Origin of the sequence: Porcipelethomonas ammoniilytica (assembly GCF_025567485.1) — a bacterium.
GTDB classification, from domain to species: domain Bacteria; phylum Bacillota; class Clostridia; order Oscillospirales; family Ruminococcaceae; genus Porcipelethomonas; species Porcipelethomonas ammoniilytica.
The window spans coordinates 1-3,866 of record NZ_JAOQKH010000040.1 but is presented as its reverse complement, the minus strand read 5'-3'; the positions used below and the strand labels follow the sequence as shown (position 1 = coordinate 3,866).

General features: G+C 36.2%; 6 protein-coding genes. 3 read left to right on the top strand and 3 right to left on the bottom strand.

The genetic code is table 11. The features are described 5' to 3' along the window. Together OCV67_RS12700 and OCV67_RS12695 are read right to left on the bottom strand one after the other, a co-directional pair. Window positions 1–835, bottom strand: an 835-nt coding sequence (locus OCV67_RS12700; RefSeq protein ID WP_178085161.1) for a hypothetical protein, incomplete at its 3' end; no start/stop codon positions are given. A 13-nt stretch (window positions 836–848) separates the two neighbouring features. Then, window positions 849–1,379: a hypothetical protein gene (locus OCV67_RS12695; RefSeq protein ID WP_147644310.1), complete on the bottom strand. Its 531-nt coding sequence runs from the start codon at window positions 1,377–1,379 to the stop codon at window positions 849–851. Window positions 1,380–1,484: 105 nt separating this feature from the next. Here OCV67_RS12695 and OCV67_RS12690 point away from each other — a divergent pair, with 105 nt between their 5' ends. Both OCV67_RS12690 and OCV67_RS12685 read left to right on the top strand, forming a co-directional pair. Beyond that, window positions 1,485–1,739, top strand: coding sequence for a type II toxin-antitoxin system Phd/YefM family antitoxin (locus OCV67_RS12690; RefSeq protein ID WP_147644309.1), 255 nt, complete (start codon window positions 1,485–1,487; stop codon window positions 1,737–1,739). Next, window positions 1,732–1,989: a Txe/YoeB family addiction module toxin gene (locus OCV67_RS12685; RefSeq protein ID WP_147644308.1), complete on the top strand. Its 258-nt coding sequence runs from the start codon at window positions 1,732–1,734 to the stop codon at window positions 1,987–1,989. The genes OCV67_RS12690 and OCV67_RS12685 overlap by 8 nt, the downstream gene beginning before the upstream one ends. 1 nt (window position 1,990) lies before the next feature. Here OCV67_RS12685 and OCV67_RS12680 read toward each other — a convergent pair whose 3' ends face one another. Beyond that, complete coding sequence (locus OCV67_RS12680; protein ID WP_147644307.1) at window positions 1,991–3,595, bottom strand: CHC2 zinc finger domain-containing protein; 1,605 nt, start codon at window positions 3,593–3,595, stop codon at window positions 1,991–1,993. A gap of 25 nt (window positions 3,596–3,620) precedes the next feature. On the opposite strand from OCV67_RS12680, the gene OCV67_RS12675 reads away from it, so the two are divergent. Beyond that, entirely contained in the window at window positions 3,621–3,788 is a 168-nt protein-coding gene (locus tag OCV67_RS12675) for a hypothetical protein (RefSeq protein WP_178085159.1), read from the top strand. Window positions 3,789–3,866 lie beyond the last annotated feature (78 nt).

Below are 3,866 nucleotides of genomic sequence, written 5' to 3'. Positions count from 1 at the left end.
CAGATAAATCGGATAATACCGGAAATTCTCCTCGTCCAGAACGTACGTCCATCCCTTTAAGATTTCCGTATCCGGAAGATATTCCCCTGTCTTGGGGTTCAGAACGTGTCTCACTCCGTCTATCATTTTCTCTTGTTTCATTATGTTCGTTCCTCCTGATTTCTTCAATTGCATTATGCCTTGTGTTTCTTACAATACTTTCAATTTCAAGAAAAATACTTTTTGAAATTTCTGTTACAGCCTGTCCAATTTCTTCAATGGGATATTTACTTAATCCGGTAAGGTTTTTGGGCGATGGCTGTGCTTCTCCCGGACAGCAGCGGTAAAGTATCGAATATGCGGCAGATTCTGCAACTACTTTGTATAAGTTTGATTTATCATCATTTAAATACTTTGCCGTACACATAAGAGTAATATCATATATCTGTTCCTCCAGAGTTTCAGAATCCAGATTATATTTCTCAGTGAGATGTTTGGAAACTGATTCGCTGTAATCAATATTCAGCTGACTGTCATTGATTTCCCAGACCCAAGGCAGGGGAGTACCTTCCGGTGCGGACGTCTGGGTGATGTCAAATAAATAACGTATTTTTCCGTTATGTAATGTAGGAACACCGTGTCCCTGCGGCTCACGGCTGAGACTTCGCCATGAACGTGCGTCCGAACATGCAGTAAACTGAGGGTTTTGCAGATTAATCATTATCTGATCGTCAAATGAATGCTTGTAGTGATAAGAAGATGTCTGCAAAAATTTCATCCAGTACTGAGTATCGGAAAGCTTTTCTTTTTCGGATTTGACAGATTCTTTTATTTCTCTTATTCTTCTGAATTCCATTATACCATACCTTTCATTTATAATCTATATTGTCAATATCGACTGAGCTATAATTTTCCTTTATGTATGACTGCTGCGCAGCTGCTTCACCTGCATTTCTGGGGATTATTTCTTCAATACAGTACCCTTTTTTATTTATGTCATACTGAGTTTTGATATGGAATTTAACAAGTTCTGAATCTTCAAGATATGCGACGAATGAAACGAAACCTTCGGTATCCCGCTTATCGTTGTATATGTACAAATTAAAATCTTCAGCGCTGCGCTTTGTTTTATAATCAATACCGAATTCACGGCACTGCATGGCGTATTTTTCATATATGTCATCAAACGACTGATTATATGAATTTTCAATTCCTGAACAGCAGTTGTTGTATGCAGCTTCATCATCTGAAGCAATAGCGTCGATTACCCTGCAAACCATGATTTCAGGACTTTCAGCAAAGCTCATATCTTTTTCTTGTTTCTTGCTTTTTTCTGAACATGAACAGCAGAGTATTATTACTCCGGAGGTTAATATTGTTAATAGTTTTTTTAGTTTCATAGATGTTCCTTTCTTTTTTTGATTAAATTTCTATTGACAAACATATAATAATATGGTACAATAAATTGTACAAAAAAGCGTACTTTTATAATGGGAGATGATAATATGTTAGCAGTTAATTATTCGACAATTCGTGAGAATTTAAAAACCTACTGTGATAAAGTAACCGATGAATCTGAAACGGTTATTGTTACTCGTAAGGGAGAGAAAAATGTAGTTCTTATTAGTCTGGAAGAATGGAATGCTTTGCAAAAAGCAGCAAGAAATGCTGAGTATCTTGCAATGCTTGATAGGTCAATTGAACAGCTTTCTTCCGGTAATGGGCAGTCTCACGAACTGATTGAGGTGAACGATGAATAAGCTATGGTCAGACCGTGCGTGGGACGATTATTTGTATTGGCAGCTTCAGGATAAAAAAGTTGTAAAAAAAATTAATGAGTTGGTTAAAGATATAGAACGAAATGGATTATCAAACGGCATTGGTCATCCTGAACCGTTAAAATACAGAAAAGCATGGAGCAGACGTATTGATCATGCAAATCGTCTTGTATATAATATTGATAATGGAAACTTATGGATTATTTCCTGTAAAGGTCATTATGAAGATTAAATCATAATGTAAATTTATTACATGACTGCTGCAGTGGTGCAGCGGTCATTTGTTTTTGGATAGTTTTTTGCTGTTTAAAAGAGGGGATAAGCTGCGGACGGTGTCTGTCTGTAAAACTTCTGGTTAAATTTTCTGCAATACTGCGAAGCTTATCCAAGTCTTTTTTATTCACTGTAAATGTTGTAAGGTTTGAATAAACCCTGCCGGAGAATGCAACATTATTTTGCTGAAGCTTATCTGCAATCTGAGAAGCAATAGCGTTTGAGTATTTCAAATAAGACTTGTCCGATATTGCCTTGTACGGAGTATTACCGATAATATCACCGACAGCTTTAGCAGATTGAATTCTTTCACCGATGGGAATTTCTTTCTTTATACCTGTAATGCGTTCGTGTGTACGTACAGCATTTTCAGCAACCTTATTCAAAGATTCATGATTGTATGTTTTGAAATATATATTATTATCTTTGAGCAGTTTGGTAATATCATTGTCTTTTTCAATTGACTGTTCCAGATTTTGAATTCTGCCTTCCTGTTCAAAGACTGCCGTATTACGTTCAACAACAAAGCAAAAATTATCATATTTATTGAATCTGTCTAATATTTCTTTTGTATAAGCTGTTTTATCGGGAGAATTAAGATAAATGGTGTTTAAAAGCAGTGGGGCATCCGTAACAATGAAATCAACCTTTCCCATAAGCTTATCCATACGCTTTTGTTGTTCTTTCAGAATAATTTTTTGATTCTTTTCACTGCCGTCAAGCATTTCAAAATTTTTATCCCATACCAATTCTTTGGCATATTCCTGAACATATTCCGCTACAAATCCACGTTTTTTCAGCATTGAAGTAATGTCCAGACAAGCGGTGGTTTTACCTGCGCCGGGACCGCCGAATGCATTTATAACGATAGTTTTATGTACAGGACTTTCCTTGTGAGAAGAATTGCTGATTTGTGTTTGTTCAGTTTGAATTTCGTTTTCCTGCTGACGATTTTCATGTCTAATTTCAAGAAGTCTTTCGGCAACAGTAACAAGGTAATCTTCATTATCCTTGAGAAATTCCTTACGCTCATTCATGGGATTGTGCATTAGTTCGATCATTCTGTTGACTGTATAGTCGATACGTTCAAAATTATGAAGATATTCAATAAAGCGTTTATCAAGTATCTCACTTTCAGACTGCGGAGCATAGATTCTTCCGTAGTCACGCAGAATCTTGAAATAATCGCTAAAAGCGTTGAAAGCAATATTTTCTTCTCTTTCAAATTCTTGACGTTCAGTCACAATTTTTCTGGCTGAAATAAATTCTTCTTTAGTAGGTTTGTGATTGGGATCAAGTCCCAGACCAAAATCTTCATTAATTTTCTTAGCAGCGTCAAGGGGATTTTCGAGGTTGAAAAGTTTTTGAACGAATTTAATATGATCTCCGCCTTCGCCGCAGCCAAAGCAATAATAACCCTTTTCCATAATGTGCATACTGGGAGTTTTTTCGGCATGAAAGGGGCATAAACAGTAACCTCTGCGGTTGATTTCAATTCCGTATCCCTGAACTAAATCGGGCATACTTAATCTTGCTTTTATTTCCTTAAAAATGTCATATTCCATTACTTTGGTAAGGACGGGTGCGGATTTGTTATATGGAAAAAAATCTCAGGAAAAACCATTCCGGAAGGTGCTGCACGTTCTCTTCTGGATTACGGCAAAGCTTAAAGGCTTTAAGAAAAAAGACGGAAGCGGTACATTTAGTGCATATCTTATGTTAGATAAAGATTTTAAGGTAACTTTTAGGTTTAAATAAAAAATTCGCCAATGGCGAATTGAAAGGATTAGCTATGGAAGATGTTAAAAAAAAATGTGTATTATGCGGTAGTGAGTT

What these genes read in the sequence shown, in the direction of transcription:
- OCV67_RS12680 (WP_147644307.1), bottom strand. Translation starts at nt 3,595, where the DNA reads ATGGAATATGACATTTTTAAGGAAATAAAAGCAAGATTAAGTATGCCC.
- OCV67_RS12695 (WP_147644310.1), bottom strand. Translation starts at nt 1,379, where the DNA reads ATGAAACTAAAAAAACTATTAACAATATTAACCTCCGGAGTAATAATA.
- OCV67_RS12685 (WP_147644308.1), top strand. Translation starts at nt 1,732, where the DNA reads ATGAATAAGCTATGGTCAGACCGTGCGTGGGACGATTATTTGTATTGG.
- OCV67_RS12690 (WP_147644309.1), top strand. Translation starts at nt 1,485, where the DNA reads ATGTTAGCAGTTAATTATTCGACAATTCGTGAGAATTTAAAAACCTAC.